Source organism: Streptomyces olivochromogenes (genome assembly GCF_001514115.1).
Taxonomy (GTDB): domain Bacteria; phylum Actinomycetota; class Actinomycetes; order Streptomycetales; family Streptomycetaceae; genus Streptomyces; species Streptomyces olivochromogenes.
The window spans coordinates 1-16743 of sequence record NZ_KQ948455.1; the positions used below are offsets into that span (position 1 = coordinate 1).

The 16743-nt window shown below is 72.1% G+C and carries 18 protein-coding genes; 10 read left to right on the forward strand and 8 right to left on the reverse strand.

Features of this window, described 5'->3' with window-relative positions:
- Positions 1-288 (reverse strand): biotin carboxylase N-terminal domain-containing protein (locus AQJ27_RS15150; protein WP_279636197.1); only part of this gene is annotated, 288 nt, incomplete at its 3' end.
- 355 nt (positions 289-643) lie between these two features.
- Here AQJ27_RS15150 and AQJ27_RS15155 point away from each other — a divergent pair.
- Positions 644-1171 carry a hypothetical protein gene (locus AQJ27_RS15155; protein WP_067367973.1) on the forward strand — a complete coding sequence of 176 codons (528 nt, stop codon included), beginning with the start codon at positions 644-646 and terminating at the stop codon, positions 1169-1171.
- Here AQJ27_RS15155 and AQJ27_RS15160 read toward each other — a convergent pair whose 3' ends face one another.
- Both AQJ27_RS15160 and mmpB read right to left on the reverse strand, forming a co-directional pair.
- Positions 1172-1792 carry a Maf family protein gene (locus AQJ27_RS15160; protein WP_067367976.1) on the reverse strand — a complete coding sequence of 207 codons (621 nt, stop codon included), beginning with the start codon at positions 1790-1792 and terminating at the stop codon, positions 1172-1174.
- 118 nt (positions 1793-1910) lie between these two features.
- On the reverse strand, positions 1911-2039 hold the full coding sequence (gene mmpB / locus AQJ27_RS60160) for a morphogenic membrane protein MmpB (protein ID WP_096239832.1): 129 nt from the start codon (positions 2037-2039) through the stop codon (positions 1911-1913).
- Positions 2040-2203: 164 nt separating this feature from the next.
- On the opposite strand from mmpB, the gene AQJ27_RS15165 reads away from it, so the two are divergent.
- Entirely contained in the window at positions 2204-3337 is a 1134-nt protein-coding gene (locus AQJ27_RS15165; RefSeq protein ID WP_067367979.1) for an SGNH/GDSL hydrolase family protein, read from the forward strand.
- Here AQJ27_RS15165 and AQJ27_RS15170 read toward each other — a convergent pair.
- Positions 3334-3540 (reverse strand): acyl-CoA carboxylase subunit epsilon, encoded by a 207-nt coding sequence (locus AQJ27_RS15170; RefSeq protein WP_067367980.1) that lies wholly within the window; start codon positions 3538-3540, stop codon positions 3334-3336. The genes AQJ27_RS15165 and AQJ27_RS15170 overlap by 4 nt on opposite strands.
- 24 nt (positions 3541-3564) lie before the next feature.
- The gene (locus AQJ27_RS15175) at positions 3565-5166 is read right to left on the reverse strand and encodes an acyl-CoA carboxylase subunit beta (RefSeq protein WP_067367982.1); all 1602 of its coding nucleotides are present in this window, start codon (positions 5164-5166) and stop codon (positions 3565-3567) included.
- A 131-nt stretch (positions 5167-5297) separates the two neighbouring features.
- Between AQJ27_RS15175 and AQJ27_RS15180 the strand changes: the two genes are divergently transcribed.
- Together AQJ27_RS15180 and AQJ27_RS15185 are read left to right on the forward strand one after the other, a co-directional pair.
- Complete coding sequence (locus AQJ27_RS15180; RefSeq protein WP_067367984.1) at positions 5298-6164, forward strand: biotin--[acetyl-CoA-carboxylase] ligase; 867 nt, start codon at positions 5298-5300, stop codon at positions 6162-6164.
- Positions 6165-6528: 364 nt separating this feature from the next.
- Positions 6529-7611 (forward strand): adenylate/guanylate cyclase domain-containing protein, encoded by a 1083-nt coding sequence (locus tag AQJ27_RS15185; RefSeq protein WP_229889303.1) that lies wholly within the window; start codon positions 6529-6531, stop codon positions 7609-7611.
- Positions 7612-7657: 46 nt separating this feature from the next.
- Here the strand turns inward: AQJ27_RS15185 and AQJ27_RS57890 are convergent, their stop codons facing one another.
- A complete protein-coding gene (locus AQJ27_RS57890; protein ID WP_201264295.1) occupies positions 7658-8737 on the reverse strand; it encodes a hypothetical protein in 1080 nt (359 codons plus the stop codon).
- A gap of 301 nt (positions 8738-9038) precedes the next feature.
- Between AQJ27_RS57890 and AQJ27_RS15195 the strand changes: the two genes are divergently transcribed.
- The 5 genes from AQJ27_RS15195 to AQJ27_RS15215 all read left to right on the forward strand — a co-directional run bounded on the left by AQJ27_RS15195 (position 9039) and on the right by AQJ27_RS15215 (position 14933).
- Positions 9039-9845, forward strand: coding sequence for an enoyl-CoA hydratase/isomerase family protein (locus AQJ27_RS15195; protein WP_054234739.1), 807 nt, complete (start codon positions 9039-9041; stop codon positions 9843-9845).
- A 101-nt stretch (positions 9846-9946) separates the two neighbouring features.
- The gene (locus AQJ27_RS15200) at positions 9947-11128 is read left to right on the forward strand and encodes a GGDEF domain-containing protein (RefSeq protein WP_067367987.1); all 1182 of its coding nucleotides are present in this window, start codon (positions 9947-9949) and stop codon (positions 11126-11128) included.
- Positions 11129-11227: 99 nt separating this feature from the next.
- Positions 11228-12766 carry a histidine ammonia-lyase gene (hutH, locus tag AQJ27_RS15205; RefSeq protein WP_067367990.1) on the forward strand — a complete coding sequence of 513 codons (1539 nt, stop codon included), beginning with the start codon at positions 11228-11230 and terminating at the stop codon, positions 12764-12766.
- A gap of 193 nt (positions 12767-12959) precedes the next feature.
- Complete coding sequence (locus AQJ27_RS15210; RefSeq protein WP_028803001.1) at positions 12960-13163, forward strand: cold-shock protein; 204 nt, start codon at positions 12960-12962, stop codon at positions 13161-13163.
- A 135-nt stretch (positions 13164-13298) separates the two neighbouring features.
- The gene (locus AQJ27_RS15215) at positions 13299-14933 is read left to right on the forward strand and encodes a DEAD/DEAH box helicase (protein ID WP_067367992.1); all 1635 of its coding nucleotides are present in this window, start codon (positions 13299-13301) and stop codon (positions 14931-14933) included.
- Between the two features lie 127 nt (positions 14934-15060).
- Here AQJ27_RS15215 and AQJ27_RS15220 read toward each other — a convergent pair whose 3' ends face one another.
- Complete coding sequence (locus AQJ27_RS15220; RefSeq protein WP_067367996.1) at positions 15061-15801, reverse strand: DUF2625 family protein; 741 nt, start codon at positions 15799-15801, stop codon at positions 15061-15063.
- Between the two features lie 36 nt (positions 15802-15837).
- The gene (locus tag AQJ27_RS15225) at positions 15838-16218 is read right to left on the reverse strand and encodes a cell wall protein (protein WP_235613511.1); all 381 of its coding nucleotides are present in this window, start codon (positions 16216-16218) and stop codon (positions 15838-15840) included.
- 110 nt (positions 16219-16328) lie between these two features.
- Between AQJ27_RS15225 and AQJ27_RS15230 the strand changes: the two genes are divergently transcribed.
- Positions 16329-16676, forward strand: coding sequence for a hypothetical protein (locus tag AQJ27_RS15230; RefSeq protein ID WP_054234746.1), 348 nt, complete (start codon positions 16329-16331; stop codon positions 16674-16676).
- Positions 16677-16743 lie beyond the last annotated feature (67 nt).

The window sequence follows — 16743 nt, forward strand, 5'->3', positions numbered from 1 at the left end:
ATCCAGGACGGCCTGGGCGAACTCGGCGTTCTCCGACAGGAAGCCGTAGCCCGGGTGGATGGCGTCCGCGCCGGAGTCCTTGGCGGCCTGGAGGACCTTGGCGATGTCCAGGTAGCTGGTGGCGGGGGTGTCACCGCCCAAAGCGAACGCCTCGTCCGCCGCCCGGACATGCAGAGCGTCCCGGTCTGGTTCCGCATACACGGCAACGCTCGCGATCCCGGCATCCCGGCACGCCCGGGCCACGCGGACAGCGATTTCGCCACGGTTGGCGATGAGCACCTTGCGCACGATGGCTCCCTCCTTGAAACAAGCCGAGTTTAGGGACTGCCGACACGACCTTTCGACCCGTCCCCAATGGTGAGCTTGCCCACACGGAGCGTGATTCGAGGCTCGCTCGACCCGCGAGATCCCTTGTCACACCGCGGTACGCAGGAATCCTTGGCTGAACCCTAGCCCTCCTGTGTGGCCAAGGTCTCTGTGAGGCCGTGCTGCGACGCACAGCGTTTCTTTGTGGAGTCCCTACGAATGGCCCAACGATTCTTTGCCCGCGGCCGAACCCTTGTCCCGGCGTTTACCCGTTAGTAGCGTTCGGGAGGTCTCGAACATACTTGGGGTAACAGCACTCGGAAGTGGGTGGGGACCGGTGGTGCGCAGACCGGTGGCGTGGGTGGCGGCGATCGTGCTCTTCGTGGAGGCGATCGGCATCGCGCTGCTGAACTGGTTCCTCGGCGTGGTCGTCGACCGCCAGGACATGTCTCTTGCGGGTCTCGACTCGGACATGATGTCCGTCTCGTCCAAGGTCGGGGGGCTGGTCTTCGGCCTCTACTTCGCGCTGTGCGGCGTCGCCGCCCTGCTCGTCGCGGTGCGCGACCGCGCCCCGGGCCTCTTCGGCCGCATCCTGCTGATCAGCGCCGCCGTGGTGCACGGTCTGCTCGGCGCGTTCACGGTGGGTCTGGTGGGCTGGGGCGCGTTCGTGTTCATGATGGTGGCGCTCGGGCTGATCGTGTTCACTCTGTTGGCCTTCGACCGCAGCGCGGGTCCCGCCGACGCCGCGCCGGGTGACGGCGCGGGCGGCAAGGACGGCAATGGAGGCGCGAACGGAGGCGCGAACGGGAACGGCGGTACCGGGGGATCCCCGGTCACGGCGCCCCCGACGCCGAGCGCGACCTGATCACTTCTCCCGCGGGGTCCACAACTCCGTGATGCCCACGCCCAGTTCGGCCAGCAGGCGGCGCACCAGTGGCAGGGAGATACCGATGACGTTGCCGTGGTCGCCGTCGATGCCCTCGATGAAGGGGGCGGAGCGGCCGTCGAGCGTGAAGGCCCCGGCGACGTGGAGCGGCTCGCCCGAGGCGACGTACGCGGCGATCTCGGCGTCGGTCGGGTCGCCGAAGCGGACCACCGTGGACGCGGTCGCCGACGCGTAGCGCTTGGCCGCCGTGTCGTAGACACAGTGTCCCGTCTGGAGGGTGCCGGCCCGGCCGCGCATCGTCTTCCAGCGCGCGGTGGCCTCCTCGGCGTCCTTGGGCTTGCCCAGTGCCTCGCCGTCCAGGTCGAGGACCGAGTCGCAGCCGATCACCAGGGCGCCCTGGACCTCGGTCCGGGCGGCCACGACGGAGGCCTTGGCCTCGGCCAGGGCGAGCGCGAGTTCGGCGGGGGTCGGGGCGGAGACGGCGTCCTCGTCGACGCCGCTCACGATGACCTCGGGGTCGAGTCCGGCCTGGCGCAGCAGGCCGAGCCGGGCGGGGGACTGCGAGGCGAGCACGAGGCGGCGGCGCGGCTGATCAGTCATGCGGTCAGGGTATCGGCGTGGGCGTGTCGCCCCCCGTCGCCCTGTCTCACCTCGCCCCTGTCTCACCTCGAGCCGATCACCTCGCGCCGATCAGAGCATGCCGATCACGGCACGCCGATCACATCACTCCGAGGACGATCATCGCGAGCAGCATGGCCAACGCCATGAGAAGGCCGAGCCGTCGCAACATCTCCTGCATGTCGCGAAGTTCTTTGGGCGGCTCGTTCTCCGGGTCGGACCACAGCATGCCTTCGATCGTGCGGCGGCGAGGATGTCGACCGCCTGAGTACGCGTACTCAACTTGCACCCGACCCGATTAAACGGGTCCAGGGTTCCTTTAGTGCGCCTCCGCCTGCTACGGTCATGGCATTCACTAAAGGAACTCTGGTCCCTTTTAGGGAGGCAGCTGCCGTGTTCACCACCGCCTGGACCGCATCGCCCCAGCTCCCCGCCGTGGGCTTCACCCCCAACTGGTCCCAGGAGGGCTTCTGGCGCCAGTCCCTGCGCCAGGTCGTCCGCGTCGGGGCGGGCGGCGGCCGGGTTCGTATACGGCTGTCGAACGCGTACGGCACCTCGCCGCTGCGGATCGCCGGGGCCACCGTGGCCCGTGCGGGCGAGGGGGCCGGCGTCGAGCCCGGCTCGTTGCGGCGGCTCACCTTCGAGGGGGCCGGGGGTGTCGAGATCCCGGCGCGCGGACAGGTCGCCAGCGACCCCGCCGAACTCGTGGTGGAGGCCTTGGAGTCCGTGACCGTCACCCTGCACCTCGACGCCGTCACCGGGCCCGCGACCTTCCACGCCCAGGCCTTCGCGACGAGTCACCGGGGCGAAGGGGACCGCCTCGACGATCTCGACGGCGACGGATTCGGCGAGACGAGCGAGTCCTGGTACTTCCTGTCGGCCGTCGAGGTCGACGCGGGCGGCCGCACGGACGGTGTCGTCCTCTTCGGGGACTCCATCGTGGACGGGTTCGGCTCGACGCCGGGCGCGAACCGCCGCTGGTCGGACGCGCTCGCCGAGCGCACGGGCCGGCCCGTTCTCGGCGCGGGCATCGGCGGGAACCTGCTGCTGAACGACTCCGCCTGGTACGGGGAGAAGGGCGTCCGGCGGTTCGGTCGGGACGTTCTCGAACAGGCCGGGGTCGAGGCGGTCGTCGTGCTGCTGGGGCTCAACGACATCGGGTTCAGCGAGACGGACGAACAGCCGACGTACAAGCCCGCGCCGGTGGTGGAGGCCGATGAACTCATCGACGGGTACCGGGAGTTGATACGGCAGGCTCGTGCGCGGGGGCTGCGGGCGATCGGGGCGACACTGCTCCCCTTCGGGGGGTCCGATCACTGGGGGGAGCGGGCGGCGAAGGTGAGCCGTGAGGTGAACGGGTGGATTCTCGGGGCGGGGGAGTGGGACGCGGTGGTGGACCTCAACGGGGTGTTGGCCGATCCGGGGGATCCGGATCGGCTACGGGGTGGGTACGACTTCGGCGATCACCTGCACCCCAATGACGCCGGGTACGAGGTGATGGCCGAGGCGGCGGCGGGGTGCCTCTAGGCGGGCCAGTACGTGCGCGTCCATGCCGTGGGGCCCGGCTGGGGCAGGTGCTGGGCGGCTATGCGGGACGGGTCCGACCAGGAGTCCCGGGTGCCGGGCGCGCCGGGGGGCGTGGAGGCCGCCGCGGCGCGCGCTCGGACCACCGCCAGAGCGGCGGCCAGCTCCTCCGGGGTCGGATTGCCCCGTATGACCTTGATCGTCATGTCTGCTCCCAAGGGTCCGGGGTTCTAGAGCGGGATGTTGCCGTGCTTCTTCGGAGGGAGTGATTCCCGCTTCGTACGCAGCTGACGCAGGCCCCGTACGACGTGGGAGCGGGTGTCGGAGGGCATGATCACCGCGTCGATGTAGCCGCGCTCGGCCGCCGTGTAGGGGTTGAGGAGGGTGTCCTCGTACTCCTGGATCAGACGGGCCCGCGTGGCGTCACCATTTCCGGCGGTCTCGGCGGCTGCGATGGTGCGGCGGTGCAGGATGTTCACCGCGCCCTGCGCGCCCATCACCGCGATCTGGGCGGTCGGCCAGGCGAGGTTGAGGTCCGCGCCCAGGTGCTTGGAGCCCATGACGTCGTAGGCGCCGCCGAAGGCCTTGCGGGTGATGACCGTGATGAGCGGGACGGTCGCCTCGGCGTAGGCGTAGATCAGCTTGGCGCCGCGGCGGATGATGCCCGTGTGCTCCTGGTCGACGCCCGGCAGGAAGCCGGGGACGTCCACGAAGGTGATGACGGGGACGTTGAAGGCGTCGCAGGTGCGCACGAAGCGGGCCGCCTTCTCGGACGCGTCGATGTCCAGACAGCCGGCGAACTGCATCGGCTGGTTGGCGACGATGCCCACCGGGCGGCCCTCGACCCGCCCGAAGCCGGTGAGGATGTTCGGCGCGAACAGCGCCTGGGTCTCGAAGAACTCGGCGTCGTCCAGGATGTGTTCGATCACCGCGTGCATGTCGTACGGCTGGTTCGCGCTGTCCGGCACGATCACGTCCAGCTCGCGGTCCTCGTCCGTGAGGGCGAGGTCCGCCTCCTCGGGGAAGACCGGGGGCTCACTGAGGTTGTTGGACGGCAGGTACGACAGCAGCTGCTTGACGTACTCGATGGCGTCCTTCTCGTCGCCCGCCATGTGGTGGGCCACACCCGACACCGCGTTGTGGGTGCGCGCGCCGCCGAGCTCCTCGAAGCCGACGTCCTCGCCCGTCACCGTCTTGATGACGTCCGGCCCCGTGATGAACATGTGCGAGGTCTGGTCGACCATGATCGTGAAGTCGGTGATCGCGGGGGAGTACACCGCGCCGCCCGCGCAGGGGCCGACGACGAGCGAGATCTGCGGGATGACACCGGAGGCGTGGGTGTTGCGGCGGAAGATCTCGCCGTACATGCCGAGCGCGCTGACGCCCTCCTGGATGCGGGCGCCACCGGAGTCGTTGATGCCGATGACCGGGCAGCCGGTCTTCAGCGCGAAGTCCATCACCTTCATGATCTTCTGGCCGAAGACCTCGCCCAGGGCGCCGCCGAAGACGGTGAAGTCCTGGGAGAAGACGGCGACGGGACGGCCGTCGACCATGCCGTAGCCGGTGACGACACCGTCGCCGTAGGGCCGGTTGTTCTCCATGCCGAAGTCGGTCGAGCGGTGCTGTGCGAACTCGTCCAGCTCGACGAACGAGCCCTCGTCGATCAGCAGCTCGATCCGCTCACGGGCCGTCAACTTGCCCTTGGCGTGTTGCTTTTCGACAGCCCGTGCCGAGCCGGCGTGCGTCGCTTCCTGGACGCGGCGCCGCAGATCCGCGAGTTTGCCCGCGGTCGTGTGGATGTCGGGGTGGTGCAGCTCTTCCGGCTCGGACATCGGGATGCGGCTCCCTGCCTGCTCAGTGCGAATATGAGGGTGATGTGCTCAGGGGGTTGCTACTGACTCGTAGGGTAGTGGTGCCGATACCGTTCGGCAGTGCGGCGTTTACCACACCTAGGGTGGGTTGCATGACGCCGCGAGATGCTTCAGACGCGAACGACAACCGGTGGTCCGACCTCGACCGTCCACCGCTGAACGGGACCGCCCTGCGCCGGGCTCTGGTCCGCGAGGGCGGGCTCTGGGGTGATGTCCGGGTCACGCCGCACACCGGGTCCACCAACTCCGACCTCGTGGCCCTCGCCACGGATGAGAAGGCCGACGAGGGCGTCGTCCTCGTCGCCGAGGAGCAGAACGCCGGGCGGGGCCGCCTGGACCGCCAGTGGACCGCACCGGCCCGCTCGGGCCTCTTCTTCTCCGTGCTGCTGAGGCCCACCGGGGTTCCCGTCGAGCGCTGGGGCTGGCTCCCGCTGCTCACCGGGGTCGCGGTGGCCACGGCCCTGTCCAAGGTGGCGGGTGTCGACACGGCACTCAAGTGGCCCAACGACCTGCTGGTCACCGTGGGCGGCGAGGAGCGCAAGACGGGCGGCATCCTCGCCGAGCGCGCCGGGAACGACGCGGTCGTCGTCGGCATCGGGATCAACGTCACCCTGCGTGAGGACGAACTCCCCGTGCCCGGCGCGGGCTCCCTCGCCCTCGCGGGCGCCACGACCACGGACCGTGACACCGTGCTGCGGGCCGTCCTGCGCTCCCTGGAGCAGTGGTACGAGAAGTGGCGGGCCGTGGGCGGCGACCCCGCCGCCTCCGGTCTCCAGGAGACGTATGCCGCGGGATGCGCGACCCTCGGAAGGGTGGTGCGTGCCGAACTGCCCGGCGGCACGTCGATCACCGGGGAAGCGGTGGCGGTCGACGGGGACGGGCGTCTGGTCCTGGCCACGGAGGAGGGCGTACAGCAGCCGGTGGGAGCGGGGGACATCGTCCATCTGCGGCCGGCGTGAGCCGAGGAGGCCGGTGGACCGTACTCAGCGGTGGGGTCCGGAACCGATCGTGGTGCCGGGCTCCGGCCGGGCGTACGAGTCAGGAGTGAGCCAGCGCACACCTGCCGTAGAGTTGAGCGCGGTCGATACCTGACCACGGCAGATCGGAAGGGCAGCAGGCGTGACCGTCGACGACACGGGCTCCGGCACGGGTGCGCACCCCGCCCCCGACGGTGGGCCGGGGCGTACCGCCGGGCCGGTCACCGACCCGGCGCCCGCACGCGTCGACGCGTTCGGTGACATGGCCGGCGAGAGGACCGCCGGGCCGACCGGTGAGACGACCGGGCGGATGGACGGACAGAGCCGCTTGGACGCGCAGAACCGGATGGACGAGGAGTCCGTCGACTCCGGCGAGGACCCCCTCGCGCTGCGCCTCGAAACGCTCATCCTCGGCGCCGAGCGCCGCTACACCCCCTTCCAGGCCGCCCGCAGCGCAGGCGTCTCCATGGAACTGGCCTCGCGTTTCTGGCGGGCCATGGGCTTCGCCGACATCGGCCAGGCCAAGGCGCTGACCGAGGCCGACGTGCTGGCGCTGCGGCGCCTCGCCGGTCTCGTGGAGGCGGGCCTGCTGAGCGAGGCGATGGCTGTCCAGGTCGCCCGCTCCACCGGGCAGACCACGGCCCGCCTGGCCGAATGGCAGATCGACTCCTTCCTGGAGGGCCTGACCGAGCCCCCCGAGCCGGGCATGACGCGCACCGAGGTCACGTACCCCCTGATCGAGCTGCTCCTGCCCGAGCTGGAGGAGTTCATCGTCTACGTCTGGCGGCGCCAGCTCGCCGCCGCGACCGGCCGCGTCGTCCAGGCCGGCGACGACGAGGAGATGGTCGACCGCCGCCTCGCCGTCGGCTTCGCGGACCTCGTCGGCTTCACGCGGCTGACGCGCCGGATGGAGGAGGAGGAACTCGGCGAGCTCGTCGAGGCCTTCGAGACCACCGCCGCCGACCTGGTGGCCGCGCACGGGGGGCGCCTCATCAAGACCCTCGGTGACGAGGTGCTGTACGCCGCGGACGACGCCGGGATCGCCGCCGAGATCGCCCTGCGCCTCATCGAGACGATGGCCAACGACGAGACGATGCCGGAGCTGCGCGTCGGCATCGCCTTCGGCACCGTGACGACCCGCATGGGCGACGTCTTCGGTACGACGGTGAACCTCGCCTCGCGGCTCACGTCGATAGCGCCGCGGGATGCCGTCCTGGTGGACGGCGCCTTCGCGGAGGAACTGATCCGCACCGCGGACGCGCCCGCCTCCGAGGCGGAGGCCGCCGAGGCCGCGGCCGCCGCGGAGAAGGAGGGCGAGGAGCCGCCCGTCTACCGCTTCGCCCTCCAGCCGATGTGGCAGCGCCCCGTCCGCGGCCTCGGCGTGGTCGAACCATGGCTGCTGGCCCGGCGGAACGGCGACCAGCCGTAGGTCCTGTGTCCCTCGATGGACGTCTCCCTCGACAGACCCTGATCCCTCAATGGCCTCCGGCGGGGCCCGCCAGATCGTTCACACAGATGCCGACGATCGGCACGCACAGACCCGGCGGGTTCTGGGCGGGCGCCGGGGCCGGGGCGTGGGTGGTGGGACTCGGGTTCGGCGTCGGCTGCGTGTGTGGCTGCGACGGTACGACGACGGGCGCGGTCGGGATGCCGGTCGTGTCCGGCACGCTCCCCACGGGGACGCTCGCCCGGGCGGACGGGATCGTCGCCGTCGCCGAGGGTGAGGCGGCCGTCGACGGTGCGGCGGGCGCCGGGCTCATGCCCGAGGTCGGGCTCGTGCTCGCCCCGCCCTGGGCGCCGGTCGGGCCCGGGGACGCCGGATGCGCGGAGGGCACGGCCCAGACGGTCGGCGCGGCGTCGAGCGCCTCGTCCGTGGCGACCCCGGGCCTCGGCTCCGCCTCCGTGTTCCCGCTTCCGCCGCCGACCACCGACTCCGGTGCCATCCGCGCCAGACTCAACGCCCCCGCGGCCAGCGCGAGCCCGCCGACGGCGAACAGCGCCCGCCGGGGCCGCGGCTTACGGTGCCGCCCCCGGCCGCCCCGCTCCCGGAGCGGGCCGGCCGCCTCGTCCTCCGCGAGCCTCGCGGAGGCGTCACCGGCGGGTGCGGGGCCTGCCGCCGGGCGTCCGGCGGGCGTCCGGCCGATCAGCGGCTCGACGGCCACCGCCCGGCCCGCCCGCGCGGCACCGGCCGCCCCGGGGCGGCCTGCCACGCCGCCCGCCCCCGCCGGGCCCCCGGACACGCCGTCGGCCGGCCCGGGATCCGCCGCCGTCGCGCGGTCGGCGGCCGGGCGACCGGCCATCGGATCGGCCGGGGCCCTGCGCGCCGCCGGAGCGCGGCCGGGTGCCGGGGAGCCCGCTGCGGCGTGGCCGCCTGGTGCGTGGCCGTTCAGCGGGTCGGCGGCTGTCCCGCGCCCCGCCCGCGTGCCATCGCCCCCCGCCGCGGGGCGGCCGCCCGGCACCCGTGCCATCAACGGGTTGGCGGTCGGCACGCGCGCCGCCCGGCGGGGTGCCGCGTCGCCGGGCCGCGAGGGGGCGGCCGACGACCTCGCCGACATGGCCGCTGAACCCCCGGAGGGCCCCGTGTCCGTCGGAGTTCTCGACGGCCTGGTCACGTCTGTCGTCGTGCCGTTCGTCATGGTCATCCCTCCCCGATGTGCCCGCGCCCCCCGAAGCACCGGGCGGAGCGCAGGTTATGCGCGTTTTGGGGGTGTGGGGCGGGAGTTGGGCGGGATGTCACTCGAACGGGGAGCGTGGGGCGAGGGGAGGGGAGGGCACGGGTTTCGCCGGCCGGGGGTGGCTGCGATGATCGGAGGCATCGGGAGTTAACCCGCGTTAACCGTTCACCGGGAGGGTGTCATGGCGGAGCAAGGGGACGAGCGGCGGTTCGGGGAGTTCGTCGTCGTACGGCGGCACGCGTACGTCGCGGAGCTCGCCCTCGACCGGCCGAAGGCCATGAACGCCGTGTCCACGGACATGGCCCGCTCCATCACGGCCGCCTGCGAGGCGCTCGGCGGCGAGCGCGACGTACGCGTGGTCGTGCTGACCTCCACCGCGGAGCGCGCCTTCTGTGTCGGTGCCGACCTGAAGGAGCGCAACTCCTTCAGCGATGCCGACCTGGTCCGCCAGCGCCCCGTCGCACGGGCCGCGTACACCGGCGTCCTGGAGCTGCCGATGCCGACGATCGCCGCCGTGCACGGCTTCGCGCTCGGCGGCGGCTTCGAGCTCGCCCTGTCCTGCGACCTGATCGTGGCCGACCGTACGGCGGTGCTCGGGCTGCCCGAGGTATCGGTCGGGGTGATTCCCGGAGGCGGCGGTACGCAGTTGCTGCCGCGGCGGGTCGGGGCGGCCCGCGCGGCCGAGCTGATCTTCTCGGCACGACGGCTGGAGGCGGGCGAGGCGAGGGAGCTGGGCCTCGTCGACGAACTCGTGGACGCGGGCCAGGACCGCGGCGAAGCCCTCGCGCTCGCCGCCCGCATCGCCGCCAACTCCCCCGTCGGCCTGCGCGCCGCCAAGCGCGCGCTGCGGCTCGGGCACGGGCTCGACCTGCGCGCGGGCCTGGAGGTGGAGGACGCCGCCTGGCGGTCCGTCGCCTTCTCGGGGGACCGCGCGGAGGGAGTCGCCGCGTTCAACGAGAAGCGCCCGCCGCAGTGGCCGGGGGAGTAGCCCCCCACGCTTCCCGGCACCCTCCGGCCGGTACGGCCACTCGGACCCCTGTTCGCCTCACCAATGTCCCGAATCGTCGTGAATATCCCTAGCCTGGAGTGATGGGTGAGGACAGACGGCTGAGGGCCGTGGTGGAGCTGGCGCAGGGGATGGCGGCGGCACGCACCCCGCGCGAGTCCTGGCGGGCCGCGGCGCTCGGCGCCTGCCACGCGCTCGCCGGGAGCTTCGCCGCGCTCTCCGTGTGGGAGCGCGAGCTCGGCCGGCTGCGCGTCCTGGCGAACGTGGGCGAACGCGCGCCGGACGAGGAGGAGTTCCCGGACGGCGAGGCCTACCCCGTGCACCAGTTCCCGGAGATCACCGAGTTCCTGCACGAGCGCTGGGCCGGGGGCGGTGGCCCGAACGCCTGGGTGGAGACCGCCGACGGGCCGGTGGCCGGTCCCGTCGGCCACTGCCATCCGGGGGCACCTCCCGGCGCCGGCCGGGGGAGGGTCGCCGCCCTGCGCCGGCGCCGCCGTGGCTGCTGCGTCGTCGCCCCGATCGTGCTGCACGGGCGGGCGTGGGGCGAGCTGTATGTGGCCCGCCCGGTCACGGCACCCGTCTTCGACCGGGCCGACGCGGACTTCGCGACCGTGCTGGCCTCCGTCGTCTCCGCCGGGCTCGCCCAGACCGAGCGCCTGGAGGAGGCCCAGCGCCTCGCGTTCACGGACGCCCTCACCGGACTCGCCAACCGCCGCGCGGTCGACGTGCGCCTGGACGAGGCCATCGAGCTGCACCGGCAGGAAGGGGCCGCGGTCAGTCTCGTCGTCTGTGACCTCAACGGACTCAAGAACGTCAACGACACCCGCGGGCACGCCGTCGGCGACCGGCTCCTGGAGCGGTTCGGATCGGTGCTGTCGCTGTGCGGGGCGATGCTCCCGGGTACTCTCGCCGCCCGCCTCGGCGGTGACGAGTTCTGCCTGCTCGCGGTCGGCCCGCCGGCCGACGACGTCGTCCGCATCGCCGACGAACTCTGCCGCCGCGCCGCCGAGTTGGAGCTGGGGGAGGGGGTGGCGTGCGGGGTCGCCTCGACCGCGGACCCGATCGGTCCGGTGCGCTCGGCGCGGCGGCTCTTCCGGCTGGCCGACGCCGCCCAGTACCGCGCGAAGGCCGTACGGGCCGCGAAGCCCGTCGTCGCCGGGCGCGAGGGCCCCGACGACCCGGTCGTGCGTCTCGCCGACGCGCCCTCCCCGGCGCGGGGGGAACGCCGCCGCTTCCGTGGGCGCCACGAACCCCCTCGCCCCTGAGTCCGCGCGGGCGTGTGTGACGTACGTCGGAGTAAGGGGTCAACCGCCCACCCACTAGTGACATCATCGAATTCACTGCGTACGCTCCTGAATATGGATATGCACACTGTGGTGGTGGGGACGTCCGGAGTGACCGCGTCCGACGTTCTCGCCGTGGCGCGCGGCGGCGCCCGGATCGAGCTCTCCGAAGAGGCGGTGGCGGCCCTGGCCGCGGCCCGCGAGATCGTGGACGCGCTGGCCGCCAAGCCGGAGCCGGTCTACGGCGTCTCCACCGGGTTCGGCGCCCTCGCGAGCCGGCACATCAGCCCGGAGCTGCGCGCCCAGCTGCAGCGCAACATCGTCCGCTCGCACGCCGCAGGCATGGGCCCGCGCGTGGAGCGCGAGGTCGTCCGCGCGCTGATGTTCCTGCGGCTCAAGACCGTCTGCTCCGGGCACACCGGTGTGCGGCCCGAGGTCGCCCAGACCATGGCCGACATCCTCAACGCCCGGATCACGCCGGTCGTCCACGAGTACGGCTCGCTCGGCTGCTCCGGCGACCTGGCCCCGCTCTCCCACTGCGCGCTGACGCTGATGGGCGAGGGCGACGCCGAGGGCCCCGACGGTGTCGTACGGCCCGCGGGCGAGCTGCTCGCCGAGGCCGGCATCACCCCCGTCGAACTGCGCGAGAAGGAGGGCCTCGCCCTCCTCAACGGCACCGACGGCATGCTCGGCATGCTGGTCATGGCCCTCGCCGACCTGGAGACGCTCTACAAGTCGGCCGACGTCACCGCCGCGCTCTCCCTCGAAGCCCTCCTCGGCACGGACAAGGTGCTCGCCCCCGAGCTGCACGCCATCCGCCCGCACCCGGGGCAGGGCGCCAGCGCCGCCAACATGCTGGCCGTGCTGAAGGGCTCGGAGCTCACCGGCCACCACCAGGACGACGCCCCGCGGGTCCAGGACGCCTACTCCGTGCGCTGCGCCCCCCAGGTCGCGGGCGCCGGACGCGACACCCTCGCCCACGCCCGCACGGTCGCCGAGCGCGAGCTGGCCTCCGCGGTCGACAACCCGGTCGTGCTGCCCGACGGCCGCGTCGAGTCGAACGGCAACTTCCACGGCGCCCCGGTCGCCTACGTCCTCGACTTCCTCGCCATCGCCGCCGCCGACCTCGGATCGATCGCCGAGCGCCGCACCGACCGGCTGCTCGACAAGAACCGCTCGCACGGCCTGCCGCCGTTCCTCGCGGACGACGCGGGCGTCGACTCGGGCCTGATGATCGCGCAGTACACCCAGGCGGCGCTGGTGAGTGAGATGAAGCGCCTCGCCGTACCGGCGTCCGCGGACTCCATCCCCTCCTCCGCCATGCAGGAGGACCACGTCTCCATGGGCTGGTCGGCCGCGCGCAAGCTGCGCACCGCCGTGGACAACCTCACCCGTATCGTCGCGATCGAGCTGTACGCGGCCACCCGCGCGATCGAACTGCGCGAGGGTCTGACCCCGGCCCCCGCCTCGCAGGCCGTCATCGAGGCCGTCCGCGCGGCCGGCGTCCAGGGCCCGGGCCCCGACCGCTTCCTCGCCCCGGACCTGGAGGCGGCGGACGCTTTCGTGCGCGGCGGCCGGGTGGTGGCGGCCGTGGAGCCGGTGACCGGACCGCTGGCCTGACCGGAGCACCTTCGGGCCGCCGCTGTCACAGGGGCGGCCCGAAGTGTGCTACTGTCTCATTGATACGTTTTTGGTACCCATTTACTTTGTGCGCCTGATCGGAATCCTCCGCAGGCGCGTTTTGTTTTACCGGCATCTCCGGCTTTTCCCGGTGCATCTCCGGATTGGGGCCCTACCTATTCAGGAGAAAAACATGGCAACTGGCACCGTGAAGTGGTTCAACTCGGAAAAGGGCTTCGGCTTCATTGAGCAGGACGGCGGCGGCCCCGACGTCTTCGCCCACTACTCCAACATCGCCAGCTCCGGCTTCCGTGAGCTGCTGGAGGGCCAGAAGGTCTCGTTCGACGTCGCGCAGGGCCAGAAGGGCCTGCAGGCGGAGAACATCATCCCCGCCTGATTTCGGGGACGCGCTTTTCCAGAGCCGGGGCCCGCACCTTCGGGGTGCGGGTCCCGGCTCGTGCTGTGAGTGCTTGTCAGTTGCGAGCGCTGTGCGTGCAGTCCGTGGGGCCCAGGAAGGAAATCCAGATCCAGCATGACTCGATCCGAACGTCCCGTCCGTAAGCGGCCGGCAAACGCACGAGGTGGCGCCCAGACCGGCGGCTTCGCGAAGGGCGCGGGCCGCGGCGGCGGCCGTGGCACCGGCAAGGGCCCGGCCCGCAAGGCCGTGGCGCCGCAGGAGTTCTCCCTGCCCGAGACCATCACCCCGGCGCTGCCCGCCGTCGACTCCTTCGACGCGCTCGACATGCCGGCGGCCCTCACCAAGACCCTCGCCGCGCAGGGCGTCACCGAGCCCTTCCCGATCCAGGGCGCGACGCTGCCCAACTCCCTCGCCGGACGCGACGTCCTGGGCCGTGGTCGCACCGGCTCCGGAAAGACGCTCGCCTTCGGGCTCGCCCTGCTGGCCCGTACGGCGGGTCGCCGGGCGGAGTCGAAGGCGCCGCTCGCGCTCGTCCTCGTCCCCACGCGCGAACTCGCCCAGCAGGTCGACGACGCGCTCACGCCGTACGCCACCGCGGTCAACCTGCGCGTGGCCACGGCCGTCGGCGGGATGTCGATCGGCCGGCAGGCCGGCACGCTGCGGCGCGGCGCCGAGGTGCTCGTGGCCACCCCCGGGCGGCTCAAGGACCTCATCGAGCGCGGCGACTGCGTCCTCGACCAGGTCGCCATCACGGTCCTCGACGAGGCCGACCAGATGGCCGACATGGGCTTCATGCCGCAGGTCACCGCGCTGCTCAAGCAGGTCGAGCCGGGCGGTCAGCGACTGCTCTTCTCGGCCACGCTCGACAAGAACATCGACCGGCTCGTGAAGATGTTCCTCACGGACCCCGTGGTGCACTCCGTCGACCCCTCGGCGGGTGCGGTGACCACCATGGAGCACCACGTGCTCCACGTCGCCGACGAGACCGACAAGAAGGCCGTCGCCCTGCGGATCGCGGCGCGCGACGGCCGGGTGATCCTCTTCGTCGACACCAAGCGCGGCGCCGACCGGTTCACCAAGCGGCTGCTCGCGAGCGGTGTCCGGGCGTCCGCGCTGCACGGCGGGCGCAGCCAGCCGCAGCGCAACCGCACCCTGGACCAGTTCAAGAACGGTCAGGTCACCGCGCTCGTCGCCACCAACGTCGCGGCGCGCGGCATCCACATCGACGACCTCGACCTCGTGGTCAACGTCGACCCGCCGACCGACCACAAGGACTACCTGCACCGCGGCGGACGCACCGCCCGGGCCGGTGAGTCCGGCAGCGTCGTCACCCTCGTACTGCCCGAGCAGCGGCGGGAGATGACGCGGCTGATGGCCGACGCCGGCATCACCCCGCGCACGGCGCGGATCGCGTCCAGCGACGAGGAACTCGCCCGCCTCACCGGCGCCCGCGAGCCCTCCGGCGTCCCGGTCGTCATCGAGGTGCCGCAGCAACCCGAACAGCCGAAGAAGCGGTCACGGCCGCGAGTCGGAGGCGGGGCGAGGCGCCCGGCCGGAACGGGTGCGGGTTCGGGTGCGGGTTCGGAGTCGCAGGGCCGTCAGCCGCGGCGTACCGCCGGCGGTACGGCCGGTGGCGGCACCGGCGGCGGCACGGGGGGTGCGGGTCGCTCCGGTGGTCGTGGGCGTGCCCCGCAGCAGCAGCGGCGTACGGAGCGTGGCGGGCAGGGCGGCGGGCGTCGCGCGGCGTAGCCGCTCCGCTTGTGGCTCGGTTCACAGCTGCGGGCCGGTGGGGGCTGGTCGCGCAGTTCCCCGCGCCCCTAGAGCGCGCCCCAAGGGGCGCGCTCTAGGGGCGCGCTCCCAGGCACCCGGGAACTTCTCAGTAGTCGTCGAAGTTGCCCAGGAAGCCCGGGTCGATCTTGTCGAGTTCCAGGCCGGTGCCTCGGTGGAGGTCCATGAGGTCCGTCATGTGGACGGCGCGGCGACGGGCCGCGGGAAGGTCGCGGCGGTTGGCGGCCGTCCACAGGACCGGGTCGAAGGTGATCCCGTGGGAGCCCGGCATGGGCCCCGTCTCGGCGCGCCAGCCGGGCCAGCGCAGGGTGTCGTAGAACTGCTCTATGCCGCCTTCGTCCAGCAGCCAGGTGAGCCAGTCCGCGTGGCCCACGCCGAGCGCGTCCCAGCGCAGGGAGTCCGGCGCGAAGTACAGCACCTCGCCGGGACCGCCGGGGCGGTTCGCCTGCGCGGGGTCGGGTCCGTTGACCACGAAGACGCCGCCGAGGACGTCATGGGCGATGACGAGCCCGCCCTCCGGCCGCCACGCCGGGTCGAACCGCTCGGGGAGGTCGTTGACCTCGGCGAAGCTCGGCGTCCCCGCAGGCGCGTCGTCGTCGGGGCTGCCGTAGATGCGCAGCCAGCCGCTGTCCAGCAGCACCCCGCCGCAGTTGAGCACGAAGGCGGCGAGCGAGGAGCGCGCGCTGGCCTGCAGTTGCAGCAGGGATCCACGGGCCTGCGCCGGGTCCACCGGCAGCACATCCATGGACACCCTGCTGTTGGAGATCGCCTCGGAGAGGAGCGGCCACGCGGGCTCCTCGACATCAGTCAGCTCGGTCAGGTCTCGCATGGGTATCCCGTGGGGTTCCGGGCCGGAGCGTCGCGCTCAGAAGGCCGCCGTGCGCTCCCGGCGCACCGAGTAGGTCACAAAGCCGGCGCCGAGGCCCAGGAAAAGGGTTCCGCCGACGACGTACGGCGTCGTGTTGACGCTTCCGGTGTCGGCGAGCCGGGTCCCGCTGTCCTGCGACCCGGTGGTGTCGGAGCCCGTGTCGTTCGCTCCGGCGTCGCTCGTATCGGCGGCGCCCGACTGGGTGTCGCCCGACTCCGTGGAGGCCTGCAGCACGGTTCTCGACGTGGTGTTCGTCGACATGTTGCTGTGCTGAACAGGCTTTTCCGGGGTCGCGTTGGCGGACGGGACGAACCACAGGGCCCCCAGGAGGGTTCCCGCTGCGGTGGCGGTCAGCAACGAGCGACGAGCGGCGGACACGTAATATCGATCCCCTTGTGGCGCTGGCGAATTGGCCGTGTGGGCCGATGCTAATGAAAGGCGCGGGTCGTGGGAAAGTCGCGGGAGCCACGGGCCGTACGCTCCGTCTCATGAGTACTCCTGAGACATCACGATTTGTCCGGCTTCGCGTGGAGCTGGTGTTGGAAGTCGATGACGCGGACGCCGTCACCAAGGCCGCGTTGCGCCGCATCGCGGACGACTCCGGCATGCCGGCCGACGAGCGGACCCACGCCGAGAATGCAGTGACGGAAGACACTGCCGAGGCCCTGGCTTATCTCGTAGACCCGTTCGACCTGGTCAGCGAGGTGCCCGGAGTCGACCTCGCCCAGGCTTCCTGGAGCAGTGAGCCGATCGACTACGACCCCGATTCGCCGGAATGGGACCTCGACGAGGATGATGGCGACGAGGATGACGACGAGGAAGTCGGAGTCGGCTGACGCCTCTTGGGGAAAACGTGACCCCGGGTGGCAACCGCTGCCCGGGGTTTTGTCGTCTCCGACGACG